Genomic DNA, 14,387 nt, shown 5'->3' with positions numbered 1-14,387 from the left:
TTTTATGCTTAGAAGTTCGATTTTTATGATTAGTTTAGTTTTACTAATTGGGGGATGTACAAATAACACTACTCAAATCCATAGCAACCTTATAGAAGAAAATGCAAATAAACACACTATTACAAAAGAGTATCAAAAACAATATCAACAAGTTATAAATTCACAAGAATATAAAAATACATTACCAGAAGAAAGACGAATACTTGTAAGCCCAAGTGATTCAATTCTTATGAACCAATCCCTAATGGATTTTTATAATGAATGGAAAAATGTTAAATATAGATATGGGGGAAACTCTAAAAAAGGAATTGATTGTTCTGCTTTTACTCAAAGAATCTACAAAGAGAAATTTGATATAAATATTCCAAGAAGTACAAGAACACAGATACGAGTAGGAAAACATATAAAAAGATCTGAATTAGAGATGGGTGATTTAGTGTTTTTCAAAACAGGTAAGTTTGATAGACATGTTGGAATATATATGGGAAATGGTGATTTTATGCATGCTTCTATAAAAGGTGTAAAATTTACAAAATTAGATAAACCATATTACAAAAGAAACTATTGGACTGCAAGAAGAATTATAGACTAATTTATAGATTTAAATAATCAGAAACAACAAAAAGAACAATTATACATACAATATACATACGTATAACATAAGGTAAATTTATTTTAAATATATCAATTGCATTTAATTTATACCTTGCTTGCATAGTAAGATTTAATCCACTAAAAGGTGAAGTTGAAACTGCAGTTGACCAAGACATTAAAAATGTCATTGCTAATAAAGTATGATTTAACTCATTCATCCAGTTCCCTATAATAGCGATTGATATAATTGGATGTATTCCAACAAATGATAATATAATCAATACTAAAAGTAATAAAGATGCTGTTAAACCATTAAAAGTCTCAAAAGGTAAATTTATATTTAGTCCAACTAGAATAGAACTAATACTAACACCAAACATTCCCGCAACTAGAAAAAGTGCTATTTCATTTTTCATTTTAGGTAGCTCATCTGTAACATGATGATTTAACTTTGAAATTGTATTTTTTAAACCCACTTTTAATGGAAGTATAAATGTTGTTAGAACTATTGAAAAAAATGAAATCAATAATATAACTTTTAAATTTGGATAATAAAAATTTGTAAATAACACCATAATTGCTAAAAGAAAAGGTAAATATAAAGTTTCAAAATGAATCGGATAACCTCTAAATTCTTTGATATCGTATTTTTTTATATTCATAACTTCAAAATAAGTAACTAAAAAAGCAATAAAAGCTAAAACTAATCCTGTCAATAATATAGTAGATGTGGATAAATTAGGAGCATAAGTTAAAGCTGCTGCAAATGCAACAAAAAAAGGTGACCAATATGCATCAGAAGAAAAAGCTCTTGTAAGCAAAATAATTTGTAACTTTGAGATAGGTCCTTTTTTATATAATTTATCTGCAACAAGAATCAAAGAAGAAAGGTTTATTACTGAACCAAAAAGGTGTATTCCTAAGTATGTTTTTAAAAATGACTCTTTGCCTCTTGGAAGTTTTTTTACTTTTTCTTTTTTGGGTGTAGCAATAAGTCTTAAAAAACCTACTCCGATTAAAAGAGTCAGTAAATATTGATTAACAAGAATCGCTCTTTCATAATCAATAAAAAAATCATTTAAAAAACTATAAGAAAAAGATAAAAAAGATAAAATTAAAAGTACAATTAAAAGTTTCTTATTTGAAGTCTTTATAAATACTAAAGATAATGCAAGCCAAGCAAATATTCCTGAATATATAAAAAGTTCACTGTACAAAAAATAACTAACAATAGTAATTAAAAATGATATAAAAATTAATATTCCAGATAATTGTTTAGTATTTTGCATGGTGTATTATAGCAAAGTAATTTATGATTTAATTTTTTTAGATACAATTACAAAAAACTAAAGGCTTTTCTTGATAAGACTAGGCTCAAACTCTCCAACACGAGCAAAAATTTTAAAAGAACACAACATAGACTTTATTCAAAACGGTGGAAGCTTTAATGAAGACTCTATAACTACAACAAATCCAAAATCATTTGTATACCAAGCTACTTTAGGAAAATATAATGAACTAATTAAAAAATATGGCTGTAAAGATATGCCTCTACTTGTTGCAGATTCAGTTGTAACTTCAAATGGTGAACTACTTAGAAAAGCAAAAGATGAAAAAGATGCAAGAAGAATGTTAGAACTTCAAAGTGGGAATAAAACTTCTGTAATAACATGTATGATTTTTAAATCAAAAACTAAAGAGCTTATTGATATTTCAATAACTACTTATGAATTCAGGGAATTTGATGAAGATGATATAGAGAACTATATCAAATCAGGTGAATGTTTTGGAAAAGCTGGAGCAATTATGGTTGAAGGATTTTGTAGACCTTATATCAAAAGTGTTGTAGGATATGAAAGTACTGCTATGGGACTTTGTGTTGAAAAACTAAAGGTTTATATTTAAATGAAAATTAAAATAATTGATTTTTTTTATACTTTTTTTATACTCTCTATAGTTTTTACTTATTTTCAATTTAATCCTTTAAATGTTGACTCTACATGGATGCTATATGGAGCAAATCAAATTTTATCAGGAGCTACTCTTTATTCAGATTTACCAGCTTTAAATCCTCCATTAATATATATTTATGCAATAATCCCTACTATATTTTCAAAAATCACTTTTCTTACAAAAGAATCACTATTTGTAATTTTTGTTATATTACTTATATTTATCTCTTTATATTTATCATATAAGGTTTTATCCTCATATTATAAAAAAGAATCTTCAAAAATAAGATGCTATCTATATCTACTCTTTATTATACTAACGGTAACTATTTCTACAGACTTTGGCCAAAGAGAACACCTTCTTATGATTTTTATATTACCCTATATTTTAAGTATGCTATATAGAAATAAAATAAACTTATCAAATAAGACACTTATCATAATAGCTTTATTTTCAGTATTTGGATTTAACATAAAACCACATTTTTTTTTAATTTTTATAGGAATTGAATTAATATATCTTATTGAACAAAAAAATCTAAAAAGTATTATACGAATAGATTTTTTTATTATCTTTCTTAGTGGATTTATATACCTTCTATTTATTTTTATCTTTTTCAATGAATATATCTCTATTGCAATACCCTTAGCTTTAGAGATATATACAAAAACATTTAATAAAAGTTATACATTTTTACTATTAAATTTAGATAGTTTATTAGTATTATTAATAATAACATTTTGGATTCTATTTTCATATAGAAAAATTGATTTATCAATAAAAATATTTATTTCTCTTTTCTTTACAACCTTACTAATCTATTTAATTCAAAAAAAAGGTTGGTTATATCATAGAATTCCATTTTTTACAATCGGTTACTTGTTTTTAATTCATATCTATTTTCATTCTATTAAAAAACAATACAAAAGATATATGATATTTTTTATATTTATAAGTACTCATATAATAATTCAAAATATAACATCTGTTCCAAGATTTTATGAATTAGAAAATATTGTAAATAGTCTTCCTCAAAAAAGTAAAGTTCATATTATCTCAGTTGATGTTGCAAGAGGTCAATCTTTAACTATAGAAAAAAAACATATTTGGGCTTCTAGATTTGCAGGATTAATTATATTAAACAAAATATTAAAAGATAAAGAAAATCATAAAATTAAGAACTATTTATTTAAAGCTATGATAGAAGATATGAAAAAATATAAACCTGATACAGTAATATTTTGTGGTAAGTATTCACGTTTTAACTATTATAAATATTTTACAACAGAGAATAAAGAGCTTGCAAACTTATATAATAAAAACTATTCAATAAAAGTTATTGAAGGATATACCGTACTTAACAAAATACAAGACTTTTAATCAAAGTTAATTCTTTCCTTTTCAAATATTAATGGTCTATTTAAAATCTGTGTATATATTGCACCTATATATTCACCAATTATTCCCATAAAGAAAAGTAAAATTGAAAAAGCAAAAGAACCTCCAATAACTAAAGGAGCTATTCCTATTGTCATACTATCCCAATATATTATCTTAAGAATAAAATAACCTAGACCTACAAAAAAACTTAATATTGCTGTAATTGCTGCTATAAAAATAGTGATTCTTAAAGGTACTTTAGAATTATTAATAATACCTAACATTGCAATATCATATAGTGTGTAAAAATTATTCTTTGTTATTCCTCTTTCTCTTACAGGTTGATTATAATCAATTTTTGCTACTTTATATCCTACTTCAGCAATCATACCTCTAAAAAATGGATAAGGATCATTCATTTTATTAATTGCTTTCATAACCTTCTTATCATAAAGTCCAAACCCTGTAAAATTTTGAAAAATCTTTACTTCAGATACTTTATCTAAAATACTATAATAAATTTTTCTTACTTTAAACATAAATTTGTTTTCAGCACTATCTTTTTTTATCATTACAACTATATCATTCTTCTCTTCCCATTTTTTTACTAATGTAGGAATAAGTTCTGGTGGATCTTGAAAATCAGCAACCAAAGATATAACGGCATCTCCTTTTGCTTGAAGTAATGCATACATACCAGACCTGATATGTCCAAAATTTCTTGAATTAACTATTATTTTCACATTTTTATCATCTTTTGCAATATTTTTTAATATCTCTACCGTATTATCTACAGAAGAATTATCCACAAATATATGCTCATATTTATATTCACTTAGCTCATTTTTAAAAACTTCTTTAACTTTTTCATATAATAACTCAACATTTTCTTCTTCATTAAAACAAGTTGTAACTATACTAATAGTCTTCATCATTTTCCTTTTTATATACATAAAACTTATTTAATAGAAATGATACTATTGCACAAGGAACAATTGAAAACAATCCTGCAATATAATCATTAAATCCATAATCTTTACCAATTGCTATTATTAAAATACTTAAAAAGTATATTAATATGTAAACAGAAACAAATCTAAAGAACAATTTATTATCTTCATTTTTAAAAACGAACTTTCCTATAGTTTTAAAATTGAAAATAATTCCTAATATTGTTCCAAATAATGCAGCTAGCCAATAGCTAAATCCAATAAAAATAAATCCTGCGTAAAAACTATAACCAGCAATTGTATTTATTATACCAATTAAAATAAATCTAATAAACTCTTTATTCAAAATATTTCTTTATTTTTAATATCATATATTCAATAGCTTCTTCTTTCATCTCAGGATAAAGACCAATCCATAAACTATCACTCATAATTCTATTTGTATTATCCAAATCACCAATTACCCTATAGTCTTTATTCTCTGCTAAAGAATCAAATAATGGATGATTTAATATATTACCAGCAAAGAGATTTCTTGTCTGGATATTATTATTCTCTAAATACTTAGCAAATTCATTTCTTTGATATTCACTATTTTCTTTAAGAGTCATTAAAAAGCCAAACCAACTTGGTTCTGAATCAATTTGTTTATGCATTAAAATAATTTGATCAAGTTTAGATAATGCAGAAAATAGTTTATTATAATTTTCTTTTCTTTTTTCTATAAATAAATTTAATTTATCAAGCTGAGCAACACCAATAGCAGCTTGCATATCTGAAGCTTTTAAATTAAAACCAAAATGACTATATACATATTTATGATCATACCCCTTTGGTAAATTTCCAAAACTTTTTGAAAATCTAGAGCCACAGGTATTATCAACTCCACTTTCACACCAGCAATCTCTTCCCCAATCCCTCATACTAAGGATTATTTTTTTAAGTAGTGGATTATCCGTATAAACTGCTCCACCCTCACCCATAGTCATATGATGTGGTGGATAAAAACTACTTGTTCCAAGATCACCCCAGGTTCCAGTAAATTTACCTTTATACTTACTTCCTAAAGCGTCACAGTTATCTTCAACTAACCAAAGTTTATGTTTATCACAAAATTCTTTTACTTCTTTTAAATTAAAAGGATTTCCTAATGTATGTGCAATCATTATTGCTTTTGTTTTAAAACTTAAAGCTTTTTCAAGTTCATTAATATCAATATTAAAATTATTTAATTCTACATCAACAAATACGGGAACTGCTCCATACTGAACAATAGGAGCTACCGTTGTAGGAAAAGCTGCTGCTACAGTTATTACTTCATCACCTCGTTTTATTTGTCTCTCGTTTAATAATGGAGAGGTTAAGGAATAAAAGGCAAGTAAATTAGCAGAACTGCCACTATTAACTAAAAAACTCCATCTTATATTAAGATATTTTGCTAACTTTTTCTCAAAATCTTTTGAATATTCTCCATAAGTTAACCAAAAATCTAAACTACTGTCAACAAGATTAAGCATCTCTTTTTCATCAAAAACTCTACCTGCATAATTAACTCTAGTTTCACCTGGGATAAATTTTTTATTTTTTTTAGGTTTATGAACTAAATTATAATATTTACTAACCTCTTGTAATACATTTTCTTTTAATTGATTTTTATTGAATATATTTTTATTCTTAATACTTTCTTTTTTACAAACTATACCTAATATATTAGCTTTCTTCTCAGAAGTTATTTTTATTTCAAATTCTTTTAAATCAAGTATTTTAAAACCTCTATTTTCACATAATTTTATTAGACTATCTTTTGAAAAAAAGTTTATATGCTCATGCCAATGTTTTTTTAATCTATATTTCTCTTTTTGAGCATTTTTCATTAAAGGCTCATATGGAATTTCAAAATAAACTATTGTATTTTTGTCTGAGATATTATAAATTTCATCTACTATTTTTTGAGGGAAAGGGATATGTTCTAATACTTGTGAACAAACAACTAAATCAAAATTATGAGTATAAAGTTCCTCTTTTTTAGTAATTTTTTTAACTCTAGAGATAGTCTTATTATTTGAAATATCATATATATAAATTTCAGACTTATTTTTTTCTACAAAAATTGTATTTACTCCAGTATCTCCACCAAAATCTAATACTTTCAAATTATCAGATAGAAAAGTTTGTAAATAATCCTCAATCATATATTGATAGTTATATCCTTTTACTAGTGACTTATTAGTCTCTTTATATCCTGGTTCAAAAAGTTCTCTATCCTCAACATATTTATTATCTCTATAATTATGGTATAACTTATCTAGTTCATCATCATCAAATCTGATATCCATAAAAACGTGCCCACAGTTTTTACATTCTAATGTATTACAACACTGATAGTTAACTGTGTTTGGTATATCTTTTAAACCCCAACTATCATCTATTGATATGGGCTTCCAACCAAAAACTCGATATGTAATAAATGGCATTAGTATAGCTGAAGAAAAAAGTAAATCTGTAGAATCACAACAAACACATTTATTAACAATTTTCATTTTTTCCCTCTATCCAAATATTATTACACTTTTGTAAATATTTATCTTCCAATATTTTAGATTTATCAATTTTAGATAAATTATTTTCAAAATATTTATACATATTAAATATTGCCTTTTCATGAGTTGTAAAATTAAAAGAAGAGACTTCATCAATAAAACGATTATTATTTGAGGTATACTCATTATTTAATCCTTCTTTTAATACTTTTATTTCTGAATTAAAGCTACCAATACTATTAATGATTTTACATATTGATACTAAATCAATAGATTCTCCTCTAGAAACATTATAAACTTTATATTTGTTCTCATTAATAATAAAATATTCTATCATTTTAATTAAATCATCAACGTATATATAGTCAAACAAAACATTTTGATTAATTATAATTGGTTGTTCTAACAAGTTTTTTAATATACTATTTGAAATAAATTTATAATTATAATCTTCATACTCTCCATAGCATCCAAATATACGCAAATTTATAATATTTTCTGATTGTTCAATAAATCTAGAGCAAATTGATTTATAAAGACCATAATCATCATTAGGTAAACTCTTTAAACTATCTAATTCATCTACCTTAACAATTGGTCTATCTTTAGAATATTCTGCACCACTACCTAAATGAATAATTTTTTTTACATTTTTTGATTGATTAGCTACATTTAAAAACATTTTTAAATTTGATTGAAAAGTTTCTTTCTCATCTAGTTTATTTTCATATCCACCAATATTTGCAGTATGAATAATGATATCAATCTCATTATTATAAATATACTCTTTTAATAAAGATTCATCTAAAATATTTAATTCATTTTTTACTGGTGCAAAAATATTATAATTTGATAACTTCTCTTTTAATGTTTTTGCAATAAATCCATTACCACCAGTTATAAGAATATTCATTGTCAATCCAAGATTGCAGTTGTATGTTCATGGTATTTAATTAACTGTTGGACTAAATTCGTTTTTAATTGAGTAAGTTCATATCCTCCATTAATACCAAATTTTTTAATTATATATTCTAAAGGTATATTTCCATCATGCCATTTTCCACCCAAACCAAGTAAAGTTGCATCAGTATAAAGACAGTTTTTTGATAAAGCTGTATCTAGAAGCATATCAGCAGTACCATTTTTATTATGTAAATGCATACCAACTTCAACATTTTCTGCTTTAATTGCATCCATAGAGTTATTTATGTAATCACAAGTAAATACACTTTCAGTATCTGCTAAATACATAACTTCTACTCCCATTTTTTTACAAAACTTTGCAAAAGAAATATTCTTTTCTATAGAGTTATATCCTGCACTAGTAAAATTTATAAATAATTCATAACCAAGTTCTTGAATTTCTTCAACTTTCTTTGATAAAATTTCAAAATCAGTTTCATGAGAACGAGTTATAATTCTTATAGTATCAATAGGACTGTCTTCTTTAGGTAAAAGATTAGAAAGGGGTCTTTGAATATCTAGCATTGAGGATAACTTAGTCCAGTTTTTAATAGGTTCAAACAATTCTTTTATTTCATCATTTTTTTGACTACAATATCTAAAATCACCCTTATTAGGATCAGCTTCCATATTATGAAAAAAACCCAACTCAAGATAATCTATTCCTTTGCCATGTGCAAATTTATATAGATCAGTTGCAAATTTATTATCAAAATACCAACCTGTTTGATAACCTATTTCTCTTAATGTACAATCAAATAATGTCATATTTTTTAACATTTTAACTCTCTTTTCTTATTATCTTCATACTTGGTATTTATTAGGAACAGCATAATAAACTATTCCAAATCCATTATATTCATACATCCTCATATAAAATTTATAATCTATATTAAAAGATTTTATTGTTTCTAATATAGTCCATAAATCATCATATTTATGATATGCAGATATTGCTAAAATTGGTTTATTTTTTTTAATTGTTTCTTTTGCTCCAATTAAAGCTTGAACCTCAGCACCTTCAATATCCATTTTTATAAAATTAACTTTTTTATTTATAATACATTCATCAATAGAAACAACACTAATTATATCATCTCCATTTAAATTTATGTGACTAGAACTACCTGTCCCTCCACTAAATTTAAGTTTATCAGTTTTATTCCATAAACCACATGGATAAATATGACTTTCTACCTTTAGTTTTTTCTTTATATTTTCACTCAAAAGATTTGCATTACGTAAATCTGGCTCAAATGCAGTATAAGAAGATAAAGGTATTTTCTTTTTTAATATTCTTAATACTGTATCTCCATCATACGCACCACAATCAACAAATTTTAAAATAGGATATTTACAGTTTATATCTTTCGGAAAATATTCATTATCCATTTTTTGAGGTTTTTGTATTTTATTTAAATTATTAAACATTCTATATTTTAAAATATTTTTAAACAATTTTCTTGATTTTTTATCTTCCAACAGTTTATAACTATCAAGAATTCTATTTCTATTTTTTAAATGATTTTTTTTCTCACTTAACCAAAAATAATCCCCTATTTCATTAGAAAATAAATCATAAAAAGAAATATGATTTATTACTTTTCTGAACCCTATTAATATTAACTCTTTTTCAATTTCACTTAAATCTATATAAGCATTAAAAATACCAATAACACATGTTAAAGAATCTCTTTTATCTAATAGTTCTTTATTGCTTAAATTTATTACTGGGATATCATCTATAAACTTATGATTCTTACACTTTTCTTTATCAACAAAAAACTGTATAGAATAACCTCTCTTTTTTAATATTGAAGCATATAATCTTCCAAAATTACCAGCTCCATATATTATAATCTCATCTTCTAAAGGTATAGGTTCTATATTTAAATCCATTTCTAATATCTTGCCTATTTTCACTTATTCTCCGATAGTTTCAATAATCATATTTTTATTAAATAATTCTCTATCTAAAAAAGGAAACATATCCTCTAATGGTTTAGAAATAATAGTCCCATCTTCTTTTATTTCTGAAGATAGTTTAGGTTCCATTTTTTCATTTGGATCAAGCATAATCTCACATACAAAACTTTTATATTTTAAAATTTCTTCTAACTCACTTTGTAAGTTATTTTGATTTTTAATTTTAAAAGTTTTGAACCCATAAGCTTTTGATATGGCTTCTAAATTTGGGAAACTAACCCCACTACTTTTTTCAGAACCAACTTTATGCCCATTAAAAAAGTTATTTTGAGTATTTTTAATAGAGGAGTATCCTTCATTATTTAAAACAAAGATTTTTATTGGTAATTTATTATGAATAATTGTCTGTAATTCTTGAATATTCATTTGTAAACTTCCATCTCCTGTTACACAAATAACATCATTTTTGTTATTTGCATAGCAAGCCCCAATTGCAGCAGGTAAATCATATCCCATTGCAGCGCAACCTGAATTTTCAATAATCTTTTGTTTTCCTTTAGTTCTCAAACTTTGATAAGAAGATACACTTGCAGTTGCATTCGCAAAAACAAAGACTTCATTATCTTTTGTAACATTTGATAATAAATCAAAAAAATTATAAGAATCAACATAATCTTTTACTTCTTGTCTTTGTTTTATTATTGTTGGAAAATCACTTTTATACTTTTTACATCGGTTAATCCAATTATCATAGTTATAAATAGTATTATTCTTTACTTCTTCATGTAACTTTTTAATAAAATACTTTGCATCAGATTCTATTTTAATATCTATATCTAATGTATGTTTATTTAATTCAGCTTTATCAATATCTATTAGTATTTTTTTTGCTGCTCTTCCAAAATGTTCCCAGTTATAACTTATTGCACGAATATTTAATCTTGCTCCAATTGCAATTATACAATCACTATTTTGTACAATAAAATTTGCAGCTCTCTGTCCAATAGTTCCAAATCTTCCAAAAAATAAAGGATGTTCATCATTTAAAATATCATATCGAGCAAAGCTACTAACTATTGGGATATTTAAATCTTTTACTAGATTAATAAAAGTCTCATTTCCATCACTCAAAGTAATTCCATTACCTGCTATTATAACAGGTCGTTTAGATTTACTTAATAGATCTAAAACTTCATTCATTTTAATATCATAATCTTTTTCAATAGGCTTAGAAAATGACTCTAAATCTTTTTCATCGATCATTGCACCTTGGATATCTAAGGGAATATCTAACCATACTGGTCCAGGTCTACCCTCTTTAGCAAGATATAAAGCTTTTTCTAAATGGTATTTTATAGTATTTTTATCACTTATTAAAACAGCATACTTAGTTATTGGTTTAACTAAATCAATAATATTTATCTCTTGGTCTCCAAGTTGTCTTAGATTTAATTCAGGTTGAGAACTTATAGTCGTCATAAACTTTACTTGTCCCGATATTGTAAAAGTTGGAATAGAATCTACCCACGCACTGTAAACCCCAGTAATTGCATTAGTCCCTCCAGGTCCAGTTGTGACAAAAGATACTCCAATTTTATTTGAAACCCTTGCATAACCTTCTGCTGCAAAAGTACAAGCTTGTTCATGATGATTACATACATAATTTAAAGACTCATTTTTACCTATAGAATCAATTAAATGCATATTTCCACCACCTGAAACCATAAAAATATCAGTTCCAACTTGTTCATTTTCTGCTAAAAACTTTGCTACATAATCACTAACTTTAATCATTTGTCCACTCTAACCTTTTCTCTTTTGCACTAAATATATACTCATCTAAATCTTTACTAGTATTAATAATATTCTTTTCATAATATTTTTTATACCAAGAAATTGTTCTATTAAACGTCTTCTCAATATCCCAAACTGTCTGCCATGATAACTCTTTATATGCCTGAGATGAATCTAGTTTTAAAAAATTTGTTTCATGTAGAATATTCTTATTATCAATTATTTTATATTCTAGTTTTGACCAATATTTTTTTATATTTAGAACAAGTTCCTCAACGCTTGTAGATTTATCATCTTTAGGACCAAAATTCCATGCTTTGGCATATTCTTTTTTTGATTCTAAGAGTTTTTGACCTAATAATAAGTAAGCACTTAAAGGTTCTAAAACATGTTGCCAAGGTCTTGTTGATTTAGGGTTTCTGATTTCAAGTATCTTATTCTTAGTAATTGCTTTTATAATATCTGGAATAATCCTATCTTCATTCCAATCCCCACCACCTATTACATTTCCTGATCGACAAGAAGAAACTAAAACTCTATGAGAATCATTATATTTATCTAAATTAAAAAAAGAATCTCTATAAGAACTTGTGATTATTTCTGAACATGCCTTTGATGCACTATAAGGGTCATATCCACTTAATTTATCATCTTCTACATAGCCTAACTTTGATTCATTATTCTCATAACACTTATCACTTGTTATATTTAAAATAGCAATCTTTTTATTATTTTTTCTAATTACTTCTAAAATATTTATTGTTCCCATCATGTTAGTCTCAAAAGTAGTTACAGGACTAATATAAGATAACCTAACCAAAGGCTGTGCTGCAAGATGAAAAACTATATCTGGTTGATATTCTTTAAATACATTATTTAACTTTTCTATATCTCTTATATCTGAATATATTGAAGTCATATCTAAATTTAATAATGAAAAATGATTCGGCTTTGTATTCTCCTCTAAAGAATAACCTATAACCTTCGCTCCCATTTTTATAAGCCAATAACAAAGCCAAGAGCCTTTAAATCCTGTATGACCCGTGACAAGAACTGTTTTATTTTTGTAAATACCTTTAAAGAGTTTATCGTAAGTTATACTTTCCAAGGAGCATCCCCACTATTCCAAATATCATTTAAGTCTAATTTGTCTTTTAAAGTATCCATTGGTTTCCAAAAACCATCATGCTTATATGTATATAATTCTCCATCTAAAGCTAAGTTTTTTAATGTCTCTTCTTCTAGAATTGTTGAATCTCCACTTGTTATATACTCTAATACTTTAGGTTCACAAACAAAATATCCTGCACTTACCCAATTTCCATCACCTTTAGGTTTTTCCAAGAATTTCGAGACCTTATTATCTTCTTCTATACTTAAGCCTCCAAAACGTCCTGCAGGAAGTGAAGAAGTTACAGTCATTGCCTTACCATGTGATTTATGAAATTCTATAAGCTCATCTATATTTATATCACTTACTCCATCACCATATGTTAATAAAAAAGGTTCATTTTTTATATACTCTTCAACCCGTTTTATCCTACCTCCAGTCATACTATCCAATCCAGTATCAACTAGAGTTACTTTCCAAGGTTCACTACTACTATTATGAATTTCCATATTATTATTTTTTAGGTCAAAAGTAACATCACTTTGATGAAGAAAATAATTTGCAAAATATTCTTTAATAAAATAACCTCTATATCCAAGAAGTATAATAAATTCATTAAATCCATATTTTGAATATGTTTTCATTATATGCCAAAGAATAGGTTTACCACCTATTTCAATCATTGGTTTTGGTCTTATATCTGTTTCTTCACTCAATCTTGTACCTAAACCACCGGCAAGTATTAAAACTTTCATTTTCTTCCTTAACTATTATTAACTACTATATATTATTACTATTATTATAAATCTTTCTTTTAATCATAAAAAAATTAAAAAACATTGCTAGTACAGAAGCTATTGCTAAAGATATAATTATATTATTTTTAAAAAATTCATCAAAATATACTAATAAAATAAATATTATATAATTTAATAATGCTCCAATTGTTTGAATTGACAAATAATATATATATTCCTTCCTTTTTTCAAAGTTTCTGTTTTTTGTAAAAGTAAAGTTTCTATTTAAAGTCCATGTAACAAAAACTGCAATAATAAATGATATTATTCTTGCAAAAGGAATTTCAAAACTAAGACTATTTATGAGATAAACTAAAATTGTTGCATCAACAATAAAACCTATTGTTCCTACTACCCCAAATTTAATAAACTGTTTCAA

The 14,387-nt window shown here is 25.4% G+C and carries 14 protein-coding genes and 1 pseudogene; 3 read left to right on the top strand and 12 right to left on the bottom strand.

The window, feature by feature from the left end; genetic code table 11:
* Positions 1–4 precede the first annotated feature (4 nt).
* Entirely contained in the window at positions 5–592 is a 588-nt protein-coding gene (locus BT997_RS15400) for an NlpC/P60 family protein (RefSeq protein ID WP_143145148.1), read from the top strand.
* A 1-nt stretch (position 593) separates the two neighbouring features.
* Here the strand turns inward: BT997_RS15400 and BT997_RS02365 are convergent, their stop codons facing one another.
* Positions 594–1,883 (bottom strand): tellurium resistance protein TerC, encoded by a 1,290-nt coding sequence (locus tag BT997_RS02365; RefSeq protein WP_072679797.1) that lies wholly within the window; start codon positions 1,881–1,883, stop codon positions 594–596.
* Between the two features lie 70 nt (positions 1,884–1,953).
* On the opposite strand from BT997_RS02365, the gene maf reads away from it, so the two are divergent.
* Together maf and BT997_RS02355 are read left to right on the top strand one after the other, a co-directional pair.
* Positions 1,954–2,499 carry a septum formation inhibitor Maf gene (gene maf, locus BT997_RS02360; RefSeq protein ID WP_072679796.1) on the top strand — a complete coding sequence of 182 codons (546 nt, stop codon included), beginning with the start codon at positions 1,954–1,956 and terminating at the stop codon, positions 2,497–2,499.
* The gene (locus BT997_RS02355) at positions 2,500–3,927 is read left to right on the top strand and encodes a hypothetical protein (RefSeq protein WP_072679795.1); all 1,428 of its coding nucleotides are present in this window, start codon (positions 2,500–2,502) and stop codon (positions 3,925–3,927) included.
* On the opposite strand, the gene BT997_RS02350 is transcribed toward BT997_RS02355, so the two are convergent.
* The 11 genes and pseudogenes from BT997_RS02350 to BT997_RS02300 all read right to left on the bottom strand — a co-directional run bounded on the left by BT997_RS02350 (position 3,924) and on the right by BT997_RS02300 (position 14,387).
* Positions 3,924–4,859, bottom strand: coding sequence for a glycosyltransferase family 2 protein (locus tag BT997_RS02350; protein ID WP_072679794.1), 936 nt, complete (start codon positions 4,857–4,859; stop codon positions 3,924–3,926). The two genes, BT997_RS02355 and BT997_RS02350, sit on opposite strands and share 4 nt — an antisense overlap.
* Entirely contained in the window at positions 4,846–5,223 is a 378-nt protein-coding gene (locus tag BT997_RS02345; protein WP_258239409.1) for a GtrA family protein, read from the bottom strand. The genes BT997_RS02350 and BT997_RS02345 overlap by 14 nt, the downstream gene beginning before the upstream one ends.
* A complete protein-coding gene (gene rfbH, locus BT997_RS15325; RefSeq protein WP_072680117.1) occupies positions 5,216–6,541 on the bottom strand; it encodes a lipopolysaccharide biosynthesis protein RfbH in 1,326 nt (441 codons plus the stop codon). Before rfbH ends, BT997_RS02345 begins: the two co-directional genes overlap by 8 nt.
* Before the next feature lie 105 nt (positions 6,542–6,646).
* Positions 6,647–7,069 (bottom strand): annotated as a pseudogene (locus tag BT997_RS15665) (class I SAM-dependent methyltransferase); the annotation flags it as partial.
* Between the two features lie 334 nt (positions 7,070–7,403).
* A complete protein-coding gene (locus BT997_RS02330; RefSeq protein WP_072679792.1) occupies positions 7,404–8,330 on the bottom strand; it encodes an NAD-dependent epimerase/dehydratase family protein in 927 nt (308 codons plus the stop codon).
* A gap of 2 nt (positions 8,331–8,332) precedes the next feature.
* A complete protein-coding gene (locus BT997_RS02325) occupies positions 8,333–9,160 on the bottom strand; it encodes a pyruvate carboxyltransferase (RefSeq protein ID WP_072679791.1) in 828 nt (275 codons plus the stop codon).
* A 24-nt stretch (positions 9,161–9,184) separates the two neighbouring features.
* Positions 9,185–10,303, bottom strand: a complete 1,119-nt coding sequence (locus BT997_RS02320) for an FkbM family methyltransferase (RefSeq protein WP_072679790.1) — start codon at positions 10,301–10,303, stop codon at positions 9,185–9,187.
* Positions 10,304–12,100, bottom strand: coding sequence for a thiamine pyrophosphate-binding protein (locus BT997_RS02315; protein ID WP_072679789.1), 1,797 nt, complete (start codon positions 12,098–12,100; stop codon positions 10,304–10,306).
* Positions 12,093–13,208: a CDP-glucose 4,6-dehydratase gene (rfbG, locus tag BT997_RS02310; protein ID WP_072679788.1), complete on the bottom strand. Its 1,116-nt coding sequence runs from the start codon at positions 13,206–13,208 to the stop codon at positions 12,093–12,095. Before rfbG ends, BT997_RS02315 begins: the two co-directional genes overlap by 8 nt.
* Complete coding sequence (rfbF, locus tag BT997_RS02305; RefSeq protein WP_072679787.1) at positions 13,196–13,966, bottom strand: glucose-1-phosphate cytidylyltransferase; 771 nt, start codon at positions 13,964–13,966, stop codon at positions 13,196–13,198. The genes rfbG and rfbF overlap by 13 nt, the downstream gene beginning before the upstream one ends.
* Before the next feature lie 25 nt (positions 13,967–13,991).
* Positions 13,992–14,387: a GtrA family protein gene (locus tag BT997_RS02300; RefSeq protein WP_072679786.1), complete on the bottom strand. Its 396-nt coding sequence runs from the start codon at positions 14,385–14,387 to the stop codon at positions 13,992–13,994.

The organism is Arcobacter sp. LA11 (assembly GCF_001895145.1).
Lineage (GTDB): Bacteria > Campylobacterota > Campylobacteria > Campylobacterales > Arcobacteraceae > Halarcobacter.
This window is presented reverse-complemented; position numbering and strand designations above follow the sequence as displayed.

Bases quoted from the DNA above. Each gene is read 5' to 3' on its own strand.
- BT997_RS15400 (WP_143145148.1), top strand. From the start codon at position 5: ATGCTTAGAAGTTCGATTTTTATGATTAGTTTAGTTTTACTAATTGGG.
- BT997_RS02365 (WP_072679797.1), bottom strand. From the start codon at position 1,883: ATGCAAAATACTAAACAATTATCTGGAATATTAATTTTTATATCATTT.
- BT997_RS02355 (WP_072679795.1), top strand. From the start codon at position 2,500: ATGAAAATTAAAATAATTGATTTTTTTTATACTTTTTTTATACTCTCT.
- BT997_RS02350 (WP_072679794.1), bottom strand. From the start codon at position 4,859: ATGAAGACTATTAGTATAGTTACAACTTGTTTTAATGAAGAAGAAAAT.
- BT997_RS02330 (WP_072679792.1), bottom strand. From the start codon at position 8,330: ATGAATATTCTTATAACTGGTGGTAATGGATTTATTGCAAAAACATTA.
- BT997_RS02325 (WP_072679791.1), bottom strand. From the start codon at position 9,160: ATGTTAAAAAATATGACATTATTTGATTGTACATTAAGAGAAATAGGT.
- BT997_RS02315 (WP_072679789.1), bottom strand. From the start codon at position 12,100: ATGATTAAAGTTAGTGATTATGTAGCAAAGTTTTTAGCAGAAAATGAA.
- rfbF (WP_072679787.1), bottom strand. From the start codon at position 13,966: ATGAAAGTTTTAATACTTGCCGGTGGTTTAGGTACAAGATTGAGTGAA.